The sequence below is a fragment of the Gilliamella sp. X-60 genome, assembly GCF_057063585.1.
Window position 1 is genome coordinate 25488 of sequence record NZ_JBXSQJ010000009.1, and the last position, 17205, is coordinate 42692.

Genomic DNA, 17205 nt, shown 5'->3' on the forward strand with positions numbered 1-17205 from the left:
AAATTAAACCTAATGAGACTATTGATTCTCTTCAGCAGAGTTTAGTAATTCAGCTAAATTAGCAGTTGCTTCTTCCGCTGAAATTGTTGTTTGAACCTCATCAGTTGATGGCATTGCGCGTTTACGTAAGCGTTCTTTATGGTAAGCATAACCCGTACCAGCTGGAATTAATCGACCTACAATTACGTTTTCTTTTAAACCACGTAATTCGTCATTTTTACCAGCCACAGCTGCTTCGGTTAAGACGCGAGTTGTTTCTTGGAACGAAGCCGCAGAAATAAACGACTCAGTCGTTAGTGATGCTTTAGTAATACCAAGTAAATCGTGTAAATAAACAATTGGTTCTTTACCTTGCGCTTCAAGTTCACGGTTGATAATCTTCAAACGTGAAACTTCAAGTTGTTCACCTTCAAGTAGGCGTGAGCCACCCGGATGAATAACCGTTGCTTTACGTAACATTTGGCGTACGATAACTTCAATGTGTTTATCGTTAATTTTTACACCTTGTAGACGATAAACTTCTTGAACTTCGTTAACAATATATCGAGTTACCGCATTAACGCCACGTAGACGTAAAATATCATGCGCAGATTCAGGACCATCAGAAATCACATCACCACGGCCAACTTGTTCGCCTTCAAACACGTTAAGTTGACGCCATTTTGGAATCATCTCTTCATATGGTTCACTACCATCTAATGGCGTGATAATTAAGCGACGTTTACCTTTTGTCTCTTTACCGAATGAAATGATACCGTCAATTTCAGCCAAGATAGCCGGTTCTTTTGGCTTACGTGCTTCAAATAAATCAGCAACACGAGGTAAACCACCGGTGATATCTTTGGTACCAACAGATGCTTGTGGAATACGAGCAAGTGTATCACCAATATTGATTTCAGCACCATCTTCTAACTGTACTAATGCTTTACCAGGTAAAAAGTATTGCGCAAGCATTTCTGTACCAGCAAGATAGATATCATCACCTTTAGCATCAACAATTTTGATGGCTGGACGTAAATCTTTACCTACACCTGTACGTTCTGCTACATCTAATATTGCAATAGATGATAAACCAGTTAATTCATCAGTTTGACGAGTAATAGTTTGACCATCAACCATATCCACAAAACGAACAAAACCTTTAGTTTCAGAGATAACTGGCATAGTATGTGGATCCCAGTTAGCCACTGTTTCACCCGCATCAACCGCAACACCATTACCTTTACTTAAAATCGAACCATAAGGCACTTTGTAGGTTTCTTTCATTCGACCTAAGTCATCAATAATGGTTAATTCAGCATTACGTGAGGTAATTACCAGTTTCTTGTCTGGGTTAGTTACAAATTTAGCATTAGTTAATTTAATGCTACCTTTGTTTTTAACTTGAACACTTGATTCAGCAGCCGCTCGCGATGCCGCACCACCAATGTGGAACGTACGCATGGTTAACTGTGTACCTGGCTCACCGATTGATTGCGCCGCAATAACACCGATCGCTTCACCTTTATTGACCAAGTGACCGCGTGCTAAGTCACGACCATAACATTTTGCACACACACCAAAATCAGTATCACACGAAACCACTGAACGCACTTTAACGCTATCAACAGATTCTGCTTCAAGTAAGTCACATTTACTTTCATCAAGCAATGTGTTACGTGGGATTAAGATATCTGCACTACCAGGTTTTAATACATCTTCAGCCGCGACTCGACCTAACACTCGTTCACGAAGTGGCTCTTTAACATCACCGCCTTCAATAACAGGTGTCATCACCACACCCTCTAAGGTGCCACAGTCATCTTCAATCACCACTAAATCTTGTGCCACATCAACTAGACGTCGAGTTAAATAACCTGAGTTCGCTGTTTTTAAAGCAGTATCCGCAAGACCTTTACGTGCACCATGCGTAGAGATAAAGTATTGAAGTACGTTTAATCCTTCACGGAAGTTCGCAGTGATAGGCGTTTCGATAATCGAACCATCTGGTTTTGCCATCAAGCCACGCATACCAGCAAGCTGACGAATCTGTGCTGCAGAACCACGCGCACCAGAGTCGGCCATCATGTAAATGCTATTGAAAGAAGATTGAACTTCTTCTTCGCCTTCACGGTTAATTACTTTTTCAGTTGATAAGTTATCCATCATCGCTTTAGCAACGCGTTCATTAGCGGCAGCCCAAATATCGATAACTTTGTTATAACGTTCACCTGCAGTTACTAAACCAGATTGGAATTGCTCTTGAATTTCAGCAACTTCGATTTCAGCTTCGTTGATGATTTGTGATTTCTTCGCTGGAATTTCCATATCATCAATACCAACTGATACACCTGAACGCGCCGCATAAGCAAATCCAGTGTACATGATTTGGTCAGCTAAAATAACCGTATCTTTCATGCCTAACTGGCGATAACAGATATTTAAAATTTTAGAAATCGCTTTTTTACCCAAAGGTTGATTGATAACAGAGAAGCTCATTCCTTTTGGCATAATTAACCATAAAATTGCACGACCAACCGTTGTATCAACAACCGAGGTAGTATCTTCCCACTCGCCTACACTGTTACGTTGGCTTTCAGTAATACGGACTTTAACCTTGGCATGCAATTCAACTAGACCTAAGCGATATAGTTTTTCAGCTTCTTTAGGACCGGTTAATATCATGCCTTCACCTTTGGCATTGACTTTATCACGAGTCATATAGTAAAGACCTAAAACCACGTCCTGTGAAGGAACGATAATAGGCTCACCACTTGCCGGTGAAAGAATATTGTTGGTTGACATCATTAACGCACGAGCTTCTAATTGTGCTTCTAACGTTAATGGAACGTGAACCGCCATCTGGTCACCATCGAAGTCAGCATTAAACGCTGCACAAACTAATGGGTGTAATTGAATGGCTTTACCTTCAATTAGAATCGGCTCAAATGCTTGAATACCTAATCTATGCAATGTTGGTGCACGGTTTAGTAATACTGGATGTTCACGGATAACTTCATCTAAGATATCCCATACAATTGCATCTTCACGCTCAACCATTTTCTTCGCTGCTTTAATGGTTGTTGCATAACCGCGACGCTCTAATTTACCGTAAATAAATGGTTTGAATAATTCAAGAGCCATCTTCTTCGGTAAACCACACTGATGCAAATGTAAGTATGGACCTACAGTAATTACAGAACGACCAGAATAGTCGACACGTTTACCTAATAAGTTTTGACGGAAACGACCTTGCTTACCTTTAATCATATCAGCAAGTGACTTCAATGGACGTTTGTTTGAACCAGTAATTGCACGACCACGACGACCATTATCTAATAACGCATCGACAGATTCTTGTAACATACGTTTTTCATTACGTACAATGATATCCGGTGCAGCCAAGTCCAATAAACGTTTTAAACGGTTATTACGATTAATAACTCGACGATAAAGATCATTTAGATCTGATGTTGCAAAACGTCCGCCATCAAGTGGAACCAATGGGCGTAAATCTGGTGGCAACACAGGTAATACGTTCAGAATCATCCATTCAGGTTTATTTTCTGATTGAATAAATGCTTCAATAATCTTAATACGTTTGGTCAGCTTTTTACGCTTAGTTTCAGAATTAGTGGTAGCGAGTTCATCACGTAGTGCTTCACATTCTGCTTGCACATCAATATTACGTAATAACTCTTGGATAGCTTCTGCCCCCATGCGAGCATCAAATTCGTCACCAAACTCTTCTAACGCATCTAAATATTGTTCTTCAGTTAAAATCTGACCACGTTCAAGGTTCGTCATACCACCATCAAGAACCATAAATGATTCAAAATAAAGCACTCGCTCAATATCGCGAAGAGGCATATCAAGTAATAAACCGATACGAGATGGTAATGATTTTAAAAACCAGATATGGGCAGTTGGTGATGCTAGTTCAATGTGCCCCATACGTTCACGACGTACTTTAGCTTGAGTTACTTCAACTCCACATTTTTCACAAATTACACCACGGTGTTTTAAACGTTTATATTTTCCACATAAACACTCATAATCTTTTACTGGTCCAAAAATACGCGCACAAAACAATCCATCGCGCTCAGGTTTGAACGTACGATAATTAATTGTTTCAGGTTTTTTAACTTCACCAAAAGACCATGAACGAATCATATCAGGAGAAGCAAGGCCTATCTTGATAGCATCAAAATCTTCTGTTTTTGTTTGTGCTTTTAGAAACTTTAGTAAGTCTTTCACAATTGACTCCTATGGAGTTAAACCAATTAGATAACTTATTATTGCTAATAAGTTATCCCTATAAATAGAAATCATTTAAGTTAGCAAAAATTATTCTTCATCTAACTCGATATTAATACCTAGCGAACGGATCTCTTTTAATAGTACATTAAATGATTCTGGGATCGCAGGCTCCATACGATGATCACCATCTACAATATTTTTATACATCTTAGTACGGCCGTTTACGTCATCTGATTTAACGGTTAACATTTCTTGTAAGGTATAAGCTGCACCATATGCTTCAAGTGCCCATACTTCCATCTCACCAAAACGTTGACCACCAAATTGAGCTTTACCGCCCAATGGTTGTTGAGTAACCAGACTATATGAACCAGTAGAGCGGGCATGCATTTTGTCATCAACTAAGTGATTCAATTTAAGCATGTACATATAACCTACAGTAACAGGACGTTCAAATTGTTCACCTGTACGACCATCATATAACGTAATTTGACCAGAAGTTGGCAAATCACCCAGCTCTAGTAAGGCTTTAATTTCTTGCTCTTTGGCACCATCAAACACTGGTGTTGCTAGTGGCATACCATTACGCAAGTTTTGCGCTAAATTCATGACTTCTTGATCAGTAAATTCTGCTACATTAACTTTTTGTGCAGCCCCTAAGCCAAGATCATACGCTTTTTGAATAAACTCACGTAATTTAGCTAACTCTTGCTGTTCTTTTAACATCGCATCAATCTTCTGACCAATACCTTTAGCAGCCATACCCAAGTGAGTTTCTAGGATCTGTCCAATATTCATACGAGACGGAACACCTAGTGGATTTAATACGATATCAACAGGACGACCTTTGTCATCATATGGCATATCTTCAATTGGGTTAATTTTAGAGATAACCCCTTTGTTACCATGACGACCAGCCATCTTATCACCTGGCTGAATTTGACGTTTAACCGCTAAGTAAACTTTAACAATTTTGAGCACACCCGGTTGTAAATCATCACCTTGTGTGATCTTCATGCGTTTAGCTTCAAGTTTTTTATTAAATTCAGCTTTGATTTCTTCGTGCTGTTCAGCAAGCTGTTCTAATTGAGCTTGTTTATCTTCATTTGCAATACCGATTGTTAACCATTTTTCACGCGGTAAAGCATCTAATTTATCAGCTTTGATTCCACCAGAAATCAGTACATCACGAATACGAGCAAACAATGCAGCTTCTAAGATTTTAAGTTCTTCAGTTAAATCTTTTCTTGCCTGTTTAAGTTGCATCTCTTCGATTTCAAGCGCACGTTTATCTTTTTGTACACCGTCACGAGTAAACACTTGAACATCAATAACTGTACCTGAAACACCATTCGGTACGCGCAATGAAGTATCTTTAACATCAGATGCTTTTTCACCAAAAATTGCACGAAGCAATTTTTCTTCTGGCGTTAATTGTGTTTCACCTTTAGGAGTTACTTTACCGACCAGAATATCGCCACCTTGAACTTCAGCACCGATATAAACAATACCTGATTCATCAAGTTTAGATAATGCTGCTTCACCAACATTTGGAATATCCGCAGTAATCTCTTCTGCGCCTAACTTCGTATCACGAGAAATACAAGATAATTCTTGAATATGGATTGATGTAAAACGGTCATCTTGTACCACTTTTTCAGAAACTAAAATAGAATCCTCAAAGTTGTAACCATTCCATGGCATGAAAGCCACTCGCATGTTTTGACCTAATGCCAATTCACCTAAGTCAGTTGATGGACCATCGGCAAGCACATCGCCACGTTCAACTTTCTCGCCTAATTCCACACATGGAATTTGATTGATACAAGTGTTTTGGTTAGAACGGGTGTATTTAGTTAAGTTATAAATATCAATACCGGTTTCACCCGCATATATTTCATCAGCGTTAACATTAACCACAATACGTGAAGCATCAACATATTGAACTGTACCACCACGGCGAGCAACAGCCGTTACCCCTGAGTCAACAGCCACTGCACGTTCCATTCCCGTTCCAACAAACGGTTTTTCCGCTTTCAACGTTGGTACTGCCTGACGTTGCATGTTCGCACCCATTAAGGCACGGTTCGCATCATCATGTTCAAGGAATGGAATTAATGATGCACCAACTGATACGATTTGCTGGGTTGATACGTCCATATAATGAACTTGTTCTGGACTATACAAGCCTGATTCACCATTTAAACGACAAGTTACTAAATCTTCTTTAAAACGGCCATCTTCATCAAGGTTTGAGTTTGCCTGAGCGATTACAAATTCACTTTCATCAATCGCTGATAAATAATTAATTTCGTCAGTTACGACACCATCAATCACTCGACGGTATGGTGTTTCTAAAAATCCATACTCATTGGTACGAGCATAAACCGCTAATGAGTTAATTAAACCGATATTTGGGCCTTCAGGCGTTTCGATTGGACATACACGACCATAATGCGTTGGATGTACGTCACGTACTTCGAACCCTGCTCGTTCACGCGTTAAACCACCTGGACCTAATGCTGAAATACGACGTTTATGCGTAATTTCAGATAATGGATTGTTTTGATCCATAAATTGAGATAGCTGACTTGAGCCAAAAAATTCACGAATCGCTGCTGAAATTGGTTTAGCATTAATCATATCTTGTGGCATTAGTGAATCAAGATCACCTAAAGATAAGCGCTCTTTCACTGCTCGCTCAACACGAACTAAACCAATACGGAATTGGTTTTCTGCCATTTCGCCAACACTACGAATACGACGATTACCTAAATGGTCGATATCATCGACTTCACCGTGACCGTTACGAATAGCGATTAATTTTTTCATTACGTCAACGATATCATCTTTCGTTAAAACGCTTTCGCCTTCAATATCATCACGCCCTAAAGAACGGTTGAACTTCATACGCCCAACAGCGGATAAATCATAACGTTCGTCAGAGAAGAATAAATTATCAAATAGCCCTTCAGCGGCTTCTTTTGTTGGCGGTTCACCCGGACGCATCATGCGATAAATTTCAACTAACGCACCTAGTCGATCACGAGTTGAATCCACATTTAATGTTTCAGAAATAAATGCACCATGATCTAAATCATTGGTGAATAAGGTTTCTATTTTTTTATATCCAGCATTGGTTAATTGAAGTAATAGCTCTAATGAGATTGGTGTATTAGCAAAAGCAATAACCTCTCCCGTAGCTTCGTCAACATAATTTTTAGCAAGAACTTTATTAACGATATATTCAACTGGTACATCAATTTTGCTAACTTTGTCTTTTTCTAATTCACGAATGTGACGAGCTGTAATACGTCGGCCTTTTTCAGCATAAATTTTACCTTTTGATTCAATATCAAATAGCGCTGTATCGCCACGTAAACGCTCTGGAACAAGATCCATCTTTAACTTAGATTTGCTAACTTCAAAAATAGTTTTTTCAAAGAAGATATCTAAAATTTCTTCTGTTTCATAACCTAACGCACGCAAAATAATTGTTGCTGGAAGTTTACGACGACGGTCAATACGAGCAAAAAGATTATCTTTTGGATCAAATTCAAAATCAAGCCAAGAGCCACGATAAGGAATAATTCGAGCATTATATAAAACTTTACCAGAAGAGTGTGTTTTACCTTTATCACTATCAAAGAACACACCAGGACTACGATGTAATTGTGATACGATTACACGCTCTGTACCGTTAATCACAAATGTACCATTATCCGTCATTAAAGGGATTTCACCCATGTAGACATCTTGCTCTTTAATATCTTTAACTGTTCCTTCTGGCGCATCTTTATCATAAATAACTAAACGTAATTTTACGCGCAACGGTGCTGAGTAAGTGATCCCTCTAATTTGACATTCTTTAACATCAAACACAGGTTCGCCCATCTTAAAGCTCACGTATTGCAACTCAGCGTTACCACTATAACTTTTTATCGGAAATATTGAACGGAACGCAGCTTCTAAGCCATATTGACCCTCTGGATCTTGCTCAATAAATTTCTGGAACGAATCAAGTTGAATAGAAAGAAGATACGGTATATCCAAGACTTGTGGACGCTTACCAAAATTCTTACGAATTCGTTTTTTCTCGGTATAAGAGTAAACCATTAGTTCCTCAACTTGCTTATCTGCTATTCTAGCATGATTAAATATTCATCAGGCGTACTATCGCTAACTGATGGCACCTGACACCTCATCGAAAATATCTATAAATATCAATTGATTAGGCTTAATAAATATACTATTTCTATATTACTTTTATTGATAATCTTCAAATAAAATTCTTTAACTTATTATAGCGCAAAAAGGCTGGAGGTATAAAACCCCCAGCCATTTATCGTATTATCGATAAACTTATTTAAGTTCGACAACTGCACCAGATTCTTCAAGTGCCTTTTTAAGTTCATCTGCATCAGCTTTGCTAACACCTTCTTTAACTGTTGCTGGAGCTGATTCAACAAGATCTTTAGCTTCTTTTAAGCCTAAACCTGTTGCACCACGAACAGCTTTGATAACAGCTACTTTATTAGCACCAACATCTTTTAAGATTACATCAAATTCAGTTTTTTCTTCTGCTGCTTCAGCTGGACCTGCTGCTGCAACTGCAACTGCTGCGGCTGCAGAAACGCCAAATTTTTCTTCCATCATTGATACAAGCTCAACAACGTCCATAACAGACATTTCAGCAACTGCATCTAAAATTTGTTCTTTAGTGATAGACATAATATAGTTTCCTAAATTTACATTTTTTTAATTGATAATATTCATAATCAAACTGACAATTAAGCAGCTTCTTTTTGATCACGAACCGCCGCAAGAGTGCGAACCAATTTGCCAGCTGCGGCTTCTTTCATGGTTGACATCAAGCGAGCTAATGCTTCTTCATAAGTAGGTAATGTTGCTAAGCGATCAATGTTCGCTGCAGTAATTAACTCACCTTCAAAGGCTGCGGCTTTAATCTCAAATTTGTCATTTTCTTTCGCAAACGCCTTAAAAAGACGCGCTGCAGCACCTGGGTGCTCATTTGAAAATGCAATTAGAGTTGGACCAACAAACGTATCTTTTAAACACTCGTATTGAGTACCCTCAACAATACGGCGCAATAGCGTATTACGAACAACACGCATATAAACACCCGCTTCACGAGCAGATTTACGTAATGCAGTCATTTTTTCTACAGTCACGCCACGAGAATCAGCGACAACTGCAGATAGCGCACCTTTGGCGATTTCATTAACTTCAGCAACAATTTCTTGTTTATTTTGAAGATTTAGTGCCATTGGTATTGCTCCTGGATTATACTAGGCAAAAGCCTAGACTAATTTTCACTAGCTACAAATGTAACTAGCACAACCACGATGAGCAGAATCCTTCTATATATATCTTATCAGGTTCTGTCACCGTCTACGTAGGAAAATTAAGTAGTTAAACTTCAACTACACCTACGGTCTTGGACGGGGTCTGGTTAAGGCCAGACACCAACCGATTTCTTTGTTTAACGATAAAAATGATTAAACAGTTGCATTTAATGTTGCTTGATCAATAGCAACACCAGCACCCATTGTAGTTGAAAGACTCACTTTCTTAACAAATACACCTTTAGAAGATGCTGGTTTTGCACGTTTTAACGCAACAAGTAATGCTTCTAAATTTTCTTTAAGCTTATCTGCATCAAAATCAGCTTTACCGATAGTTGTATGGATAATACCATTTTTATCATTACGGTAACGAATCTGACCTGCTTTAGCATTTTTTACAGCTTCAGCAACGTTAGGGGTAACAGTCCCAACTTTAGGATTTGGCATTAAACCGCGCGGTCCTAAAATTTGACCTAATTGACCAACAACACGCATAGCGTCAGGTGATGCAATAACAACATCAAAATCCATTTCGCCTTTTTTAATTTGATCAGCAAGATCGTCCATACCTACTAATTCAGCACCCGCTTCTTTAGCTGCTTCTGCATTTGCGCCTTGAGTAAAGACAGCAACGCGCACACTGCGTCCAGTACCATGTGGCAGTACAATTGCACCACGAACATTTTGGTCTGATTTACGTGAATCAATACCTAAATTAACGGCAACGTCAACACTTTCTGTAAATTTAGCGGTAGCAAGCTCTTTTAATAACGCGATAGCTTCATTAATTTCATATTGCTTAGTCGCATTCACTTTTTCGCGGATAAGTTTAGCTTTCTTAGATAATTTAGCCATTGATTAACCCTCCACTTCCAAACCCATTGAACGAGCTGTTCCTTCAATAGAACGCATCATCGTTTCAATGGTAGCACCATTCATATCTGCAGCTTTTAATTCAGCGATTTCGCGAATTTGTGCACTTGTCACTTTACCTACCTTCTTCTTGTTAGGTTCGCCTGAACCAGATTTGATTTTAGCAGCTTTCTTTAATAAAACTGCAGCTGGAGGCGTTTTAGTTACAAATGTAAATGAACGGTCTGAATATACTGTAATTACAACAGGGATTGGTAATCCTTTTTCCATGCTTTCTGTTTTTGCATTAAACGCTTTACAGAATTCCATGATATTAACACCGTGTTGACCAAGAGCTGGACCAACTGGTGGACTAGGATTCGCTGCACCAGCTGCAACTTGCAACTTGATGTAAGCTTGTACTTTTTTTGCCATTTTTAGTTTCCTTTGCTCGGGTGCAAACGCCTCTATTAATAATAACTATTAATAAATAGACAGCTCCCCTAAGTTAAATGAGGGCAAGATTATCCTATAACCCAAATAAAAAAGCAAGATTTATTTAAGAATGGATAAATTAAAAGCAAGGCTAATACCTTGCTTTTAGTCTTAATACCAATAATGTTAAAGAACGTTAACTGCGTTAAGCTCTTTGAATGCAAGTTCTAAACGAGCAATTAAAGAATCTTGACCTTTGCGTAGCCATACACGCGGATCGTAGTATTTTTTATTTGGAGCATCAATACCTTCTGGATTGCCTAATTGACCTTGTAAATATGCCTCATTTGCTTTGTAGTAATCTAAAACACCTGCCCAGTTAGCCCATTGGGTATCTGTATCAATATTCATTTTGATTACACCATAACTGACTGCTTCAGCAATTTCTTCTGGCGTTGAACCTGAACCGCCATGGAAAACAAAATTCAATGATTTTGCAGGTAAATTAAACTTTTCTGATATATATTTTTGTGAGTTATCTAGAATTTTTGGTGTTAATTTAACATTACCTGGTTTATAAACACCATGCACATTACCAAATGACGCAGCAATAGTAAAACGAGGACTAATGGCACTTAAACGCTCATAAGCATAAGCCACATCTTCTGGTTGAGTATAAAGCGCTGAGCTATCCATATGACTATTATCAACACCATCTTCTTCGCCGCCAGTACATCCTAATTCTAACTCCAATGTCATTTTCATTGCAGACATACGAGCAAGATATTGACAACAAATATCAATGTTATCTTTTAGTGACTCTTCTGAAAGATCAATCATATGGGAAGAAAACAGTGGTTTACCTGTTTTTGCAAAGTGCGTTTCACCAGCATCAAGTAATCCATCCACCCATGGTAGTAATTTTTTAGCACAATGATCAGTATGTACAATAACTGGCACACCATACTTTTCAGCCATAAGGTGAACATGTTTTGCACCAGAAATCGCACCTAAGACTGCACATTCTTGTCCTTCAAGTTTTAGACCTTTACCTGCAATAAACTGAGCGCCACCATTTGAAAATTGAACAATGACTGGTGATCCAACTTTAGCAGCAGTTTCAATAACCGCATTGATTGTATTTGTATCAACACAGTTTACTGCTGGTAATGCAAAGTTATTATCGCGAGCGATTTGAAACACTTTTTGAACATCATCACCAGTCACAACACCAGGTTTAACAACATCAGAAATCTTAGTAGCCATTTTATTACCTATAAATTTATTTAAAAAAATTAAAGGATGAGTAATTGACTCATCCTTTTACTGAACTTAAATACTACGCTTTCGCTCTCGCTTCCAACATTGCAACAGCAGGTAGCTTTTTACCTTCAACAAACTCAAGGAAAGCACCGCCACCAGTTGAAATATAAGAAATCTTGTCTTCAATACCAAATAGATCAATTGCAGCTAATGTATCACCACCACCAGCGATTGAAAATCCTTCGCTATCAGCAATCGCTTTGGCAACAATTTCAGTTCCACGACGGAAGTTAGCAAATTCAAAAACACCGACAGGGCCATTCCATAAAATGGTTTTTGCATTTTTGATGATATTTGCTAATACCTCTGCCGATTTATCACCTAAATCAAGAATTTGTTCATTTTCTTTAACATCTTGAACTGATTTTTCAGTAGCTACTGCTGTTTCACTAAATTCAGTTGCAACACGCACATCGGTTGGAACTGGAATTTCACAATTAGCCATTAATTTTTTAGCTTCTGGGATTAAGTCTGCTTCATAAAGAGATTTACCTACATTATAACCTTCTGCGGCAATAAAGGTGTTCGCAATACCACCGCCCACAATAATTTGGTCAGCAATTTTTGATAGCGAATCAAGCACAGTTAATTTAGTTGATACTTTTGAACCAGCAACAATAGCAACCATTGGGCGAGCAGGATTATCAAGGGCTTTACCTAAAGCATCAAGTTCTGCCGCTAGTAATGGTCCGGCACAAGCAACTGGAGCAAATTTACCCGCACCATGAGTAGATGCCTGAGCGCGGTGAGCAGTACCAAATGCATCCATCACATAAATATCACAAAGAGCGGCATATTTTTTAGATAAAGTTTCATCATCTTTGCTTTCGCCAACATTAAAACGGACGTTTTCAAGAATAACTAATTCACCTTCTTTAACATCAACACCATCTAGGTAATCTTTTACTAAACGAACAGGGAATGACACATGCTCTTTTAAATAATCAACAACAGGTTGTAAAGAGAAATCAGGGTTATATTCGCCTTCTATTGGTCGACCGATATGAGAGGTAACCATTACCTTAGCACCTTTTTTGATGGCATCTTCAATAGTAGGTAATGATGCTTTGATACGCGCATCGGAAGTGACCTTACCATTTTTAACCGGCACATTAAGATCTGAGCGAATGAATAAACGTTTTCCTTTTAGATCAAGATCTTGCATTCTAATAATAGACATGATACTTCCTCTTATAAAATAGAATAAAAATAAAACTTTCGATATTCTAACATAAAATTTCTTTTTAGGTTATAGGCTTTATTGGTCGAATAGTAAACATTTATTATAGAGATAAAAATTACCGATCATATTTTTTATGCAACAGCATTGACAAAAGAGAGAAAATCAGGCATATTTTGCCACCTTATTAATATGTAATTTTTATATAAACTTGGGAGTTGACTTTGGCTAATATCAAATCAGCTAAGAAACGTGCGGTTCAATCCGAAAAACGTCGTAAACATAATGCTAGTAACCGTTCAATGATGCGTACTTATATTAAAAAAGTTTACGCCGCTGTTGCAGCTGGTGATAAACAAACAGCTGAAGTAGCATTCAAAGACATGCAAGCAGTTGTTGACCGTCAAGCGGCTCGTGGCTTAATCCACAAAAATAAAGCAGCACGTCATAAAGCGAATTTAATTAAACACATTAAAGCATTAGCTTAATAGTTTTATCTGTTAACTATCATAGTTAAAGAAAATGACAAAAAGTGGTGTAAGCCACTTTTTTTATTTGTATACTAAACGTTTATGCAATGTTAATAAAATAATAGAAGAGAGTCTATTGTGGTTCAGTGTGATTATGTGAGAAAAAAGAGCCAACCTAAAAAAAATAAGTCACGAAACAAGCCTAATTTGATGATATTCTTGGCGATTATTGTCATTATTCTATTTTCCGCGATTCTCTATTTTGTTGTGAATAATGCCCCTAAAAAAAATGTTAAACCACCAAAAGCAAAAACTCAGCCTCCAGTGATAACATTACCCGAACAACCCCAAGAGCGTTGGACATATCTTAAAGAATTAGAAACGCCTAATGCAAACTATGGTTCCACATCAAGTTCAATTGCTAGAGAAAGACAACAAATCTTAGATAGCTTTGTCAATAGCACTCGTACAATTACACCTTCCTCGCAAGAAAATACAGCGACGAAAAATCAGTCATCAAATGCCACATCACAAACTATGACTAAATGGCTACTACAATGTGGCGCATTTAAGGATAAATCCAATGCTGATACACTAAAAGCTAAACTTGCAATGACAGGCTTTAGTGGCAATATATCTTCAGGTCAATTATATCGAGTCACAGTAGGGCCATATAGCAGTAAACAAGAAGCAAATAAGGTATTAAACTCATTAAATAGTAATGGGATTAATGATTGTGTTATTTCTAACTAGAAAAAAGACAATGAAAGCACTTCAGCAAATACAACTTTTTACGAAAATGTTATGGACTCGTATTAACCAAGATCGTCTAACAACCTCTTCTGCAGGACTTGCTTATACGACGATACTTGCACTAGTACCACTCATTACCGTTATTTTTTCTTTATTGTCTGCGTTTCCAATGTTTAATGAAATTAGTCATTCATTAAAACAATTAATTTATAATAATCTTGTCCCTACCGCCAGTGATACTATCCAAAATTATCTAGAGCAATTCATCACCAATACTAAACAAATGACATTTGTTGGCATAATAGGGTTGATTGTGACCTCACTATTGCTTATCAACTCAATTAATACAGCACTTAATCATATCTGGAAAACCAAACGAAAACGCGCTTTCATGTACAATCTAACTATGTATTGGACGATACTAACCTTAGGTCCTATTTTAGTTGGATCTAGTGTGGCCGTAAGCTCTTACATCTTTTCAATGCAATGGCTATCAACGGCAGCAACGGGTAATATACTACTTAATTGTTTACCATTTTTCATTTCTGTGGTTGGATTTTGGTTACTCTATAGCATTATTCCTACCGAATCTGTACCTTTTAAAGAATCAATGATTGGTGCTATTATCGCTGCAATATTATTTGAATTAGGTAAACGAGCATTTGCGTTATATGTTACTTCATTCCCTACTTATCAAATCATTTACGGTGTAGTATCATCCATTCCCATTATGTTAGTTTGGATCTACTTTTCTTGGTGTATTGTTTTGTTCGGTGCCGAGTTTGCAGCAACCTTAACTGACTATAATCGACGAAAAAAGCCTGTTGTTGATAATCCCCCTTTACCGGAGTAATTAATTTATGATCGCCTTAATTCAACGAGTAAAACAAGCAAGTGTTGCAGTAGATAATAACATTATTGGACAGATTAATCAGGGGTTGCTGATTTTACTCGGTGTTGAGCAAGATGATGATGAACAAAAAGTAATTCGTTTATGTGAAAAAGTATTAGGCTATCGCATTTTCAGTGATAATGACGGAAAAATGAATCTAAATGTGAACCAAGCTAATGGCGAAGTATTAGTTGTGTCTCAATTCACTTTAGCTGCCGATACCAAAAAAGGGATGCGCCCAAGTTTTACTAAAGGCGCTAAACCTGATGAAGCAAAAAGACTTTATCAGTTTTTTGTCAAGCAATGTCAACAAAAAATAACCACTCAAACGGGTGAATTTGCCGCCGACATGCAAGTATCATTAATTAATGATGGTCCTGTGACATTTTGGTTACAAGTTTGATTCTATAACTGAAAAGGCATTCCGATCATCTGTCATCAATTATTGCAATTTATTATACCCACTATTGGTTACATTCAGAAATCCTATTTATCAAGCCTATCAGCATAGTTCAGCCTTATATCACACCAATAATAATATTATCAATATTATTATTGGCTATTAAGTTATCCGCTAAAATTATCACATCCGACAATAATGAGATAGAAAAAAGCAGTGGATGAATTAATCATCAATGGTCAAATTACGGGTGGTCAAATCATATGGTGTTAATTGATAAACATAATAATTAAGCCAATTACTAAATAATAGATAAGCATGGCTACGCCACGTTGCTTTTGGCTCAACATCGGGGTTATTATCAGGAAAATAATTATACGGGATATCTGGATTAATACCTGCCTTCAAGTCACGAAAATATTCATTAGCTAATGTAAATGAATCATATTCAGGATGCCCTGTCACAAAAGCCATACGTTTATCAGGAGTTGCCATTAAGTAAGGCCCTGTAATATCAGACGTTGCTAAAATGGATAAATCTGTGTAACTTCTAATTTTATCAATTGGGAAATCAGCATAACGCGAATGAGGTGCTAAAAAGGTATCATCAAAACCACGCGTTAAAATTGCATTAGGTTGAACAATTTGATGCTGATAAACACCTGATAACTTATGTGCTCGAGTGAATTTAGGTAAATCGTATAAGACATTTAATGCAGCTTGAACCGCCCAGCAAACAAACATAGTTGAGGTGACATGATCTTTTGCCCAAGCAATAATTTCGGTTAATTTAGGCCAATATACAACATCTGAAAAAGCCACTTTTCCTAGTGGAGCACCGGTTATAATTAGTCCATCAAAATTCTGTTCACGAATATCATCAAAATCACAATAAAAACTGTTTAAATGTTCAACGGGTGTATTTTTTGACTCACGTTGATCAATACGCAATAACTGAATATCAACTTGTAAAGATGAATTAGAAAGTAAGCGTAAAAATTGATTTTCAGTCTCTATTTTTTTAGGCATGAGGTTTAGAAAAAGAAGCTTTAGTGGACGAATTTCTTGATTATTAGCTCGTGATGAGGTCATAACAAATACATTTTCATTACGTAACACATCAACAGCGGGTAATGAGTCAGGAATACAAATAGGCATAACAAAAGCTCCTAAAAACGATAAATTAGTTTTAACACAAAATAGACGTCTAGAAATCCATATAGCTAAATATAGTGCCTTTTAGTTTATTTGTCGAGATTTTTTATTTAACAAAATCATTATAATAATCAGATTAA

13 protein-coding genes are annotated in these 17205 nt (G+C 37.4%); 4 read left to right on the forward strand and 9 right to left on the reverse strand.

Annotation, left to right across the window (positions count from 1 at the left end):
• Positions 1–18: 18 nt before the first annotated feature.
• The 8 genes from rpoC to pgk all read right to left on the reverse strand — a co-directional run bounded on the left by rpoC (position 19) and on the right by pgk (position 13395).
• Positions 19–4236, reverse strand: coding sequence for a DNA-directed RNA polymerase subunit beta' (gene rpoC, locus ACYIAM_RS06135; protein WP_174797502.1), 4218 nt, complete (start codon positions 4234–4236; stop codon positions 19–21).
• A gap of 90 nt (positions 4237–4326) precedes the next feature.
• Positions 4327–8355, reverse strand: coding sequence for a DNA-directed RNA polymerase subunit beta (rpoB, locus tag ACYIAM_RS06140; RefSeq protein ID WP_174797503.1), 4029 nt, complete (start codon positions 8353–8355; stop codon positions 4327–4329).
• Between the two features lie 246 nt (positions 8356–8601).
• Positions 8602–8970 (reverse strand): 50S ribosomal protein L7/L12, encoded by a 369-nt coding sequence (gene rplL / locus ACYIAM_RS06145; RefSeq protein ID WP_034884317.1) that lies wholly within the window; start codon positions 8968–8970, stop codon positions 8602–8604.
• Positions 8971–9029: 59 nt separating this feature from the next.
• Positions 9030–9527 carry a 50S ribosomal protein L10 gene (rplJ, locus tag ACYIAM_RS06150; protein ID WP_065638973.1) on the reverse strand — a complete coding sequence of 166 codons (498 nt, stop codon included), beginning with the start codon at positions 9525–9527 and terminating at the stop codon, positions 9030–9032.
• Between the two features lie 231 nt (positions 9528–9758).
• A complete protein-coding gene (rplA, locus tag ACYIAM_RS06155; RefSeq protein WP_065638974.1) occupies positions 9759–10460 on the reverse strand; it encodes a 50S ribosomal protein L1 in 702 nt (233 codons plus the stop codon).
• Between the two features lie 3 nt (positions 10461–10463).
• On the reverse strand, positions 10464–10892 hold the full coding sequence (gene rplK / locus ACYIAM_RS06160) for a 50S ribosomal protein L11 (protein WP_034884321.1): 429 nt from the start codon (positions 10890–10892) through the stop codon (positions 10464–10466).
• A 186-nt stretch (positions 10893–11078) separates the two neighbouring features.
• Positions 11079–12158, reverse strand: coding sequence for a class II fructose-bisphosphate aldolase (fbaA, locus tag ACYIAM_RS06165; RefSeq protein WP_483747636.1), 1080 nt, complete (start codon positions 12156–12158; stop codon positions 11079–11081).
• A gap of 73 nt (positions 12159–12231) precedes the next feature.
• A complete protein-coding gene (gene pgk, locus ACYIAM_RS06170; protein ID WP_483747637.1) occupies positions 12232–13395 on the reverse strand; it encodes a phosphoglycerate kinase in 1164 nt (387 codons plus the stop codon).
• A gap of 224 nt (positions 13396–13619) precedes the next feature.
• Between pgk and rpsT the strand changes: the two genes are divergently transcribed.
• The 4 genes from rpsT (at position 13620) to dtd (ending at position 15913) form a co-directional block, all read left to right on the forward strand.
• Positions 13620–13883, forward strand: a complete 264-nt coding sequence (rpsT, locus tag ACYIAM_RS06175; protein ID WP_065638977.1) for a 30S ribosomal protein S20 — start codon at positions 13620–13622, stop codon at positions 13881–13883.
• A 120-nt stretch (positions 13884–14003) separates the two neighbouring features.
• The gene (locus tag ACYIAM_RS06180; RefSeq protein ID WP_483747638.1) at positions 14004–14618 is read left to right on the forward strand and encodes an SPOR domain-containing protein; all 615 of its coding nucleotides are present in this window, start codon (positions 14004–14006) and stop codon (positions 14616–14618) included.
• A complete protein-coding gene (locus ACYIAM_RS06185) occupies positions 14602–15471 on the forward strand; it encodes a virulence factor BrkB family protein (RefSeq protein WP_483747639.1) in 870 nt (289 codons plus the stop codon). The genes ACYIAM_RS06180 and ACYIAM_RS06185 overlap by 17 nt, the downstream gene beginning before the upstream one ends.
• 7 nt (positions 15472–15478) lie before the next feature.
• Positions 15479–15913 carry a D-aminoacyl-tRNA deacylase gene (gene dtd, locus ACYIAM_RS06190; RefSeq protein ID WP_483747640.1) on the forward strand — a complete coding sequence of 145 codons (435 nt, stop codon included), beginning with the start codon at positions 15479–15481 and terminating at the stop codon, positions 15911–15913.
• Between the two features lie 222 nt (positions 15914–16135).
• Here dtd and metA read toward each other — a convergent pair whose 3' ends face one another.
• A complete protein-coding gene (metA, locus tag ACYIAM_RS06195) occupies positions 16136–17068 on the reverse strand; it encodes a homoserine O-acetyltransferase MetA (protein ID WP_174797508.1) in 933 nt (310 codons plus the stop codon).
• Positions 17069–17205 lie beyond the last annotated feature (137 nt).